Origin of the sequence: Paraburkholderia sp. BR10954, assembly GCF_040965775.1 — a bacterium.
Taxonomy (GTDB): domain Bacteria; phylum Pseudomonadota; class Gammaproteobacteria; order Burkholderiales; family Burkholderiaceae; genus Paraburkholderia; species Paraburkholderia youngii.
The window spans coordinates 1-213 of the sequence record NZ_JBFRCK010000370.1; the positions used below are offsets into that span (position 1 = coordinate 1).

Below are 213 nucleotides of genomic sequence, written 5' to 3' on the forward strand. Positions count from 1 at the left end.
CGAGCACGGACGCGGTGAACGGCTCGCAGCTGTACGCCACGAACCAGCAGGTGGACCAGCTGAGCGAGGACATCAGGAATGGTGCCGGCGGCGGGACGGACGCGCTCGCGGTGCATTACGACGATGCCACGAAGGGCACGGTCACGCTGGGTGGTGACAGCAATGGCACGAAGGTCACGAACGTGGCCGAAGGCGAACTGTCGTCGACGAGCA

Annotated in this window: 1 protein-coding gene; it reads left to right on the top strand. The window is 65.7% G+C overall.

Annotated elements, in window-relative coordinates; all coding sequences use genetic code 11:
- On the top strand, window positions 1-213 hold a 213-nt coding region (locus AB4Y34_RS42595; protein WP_368719385.1), incomplete at both ends, for a hypothetical protein.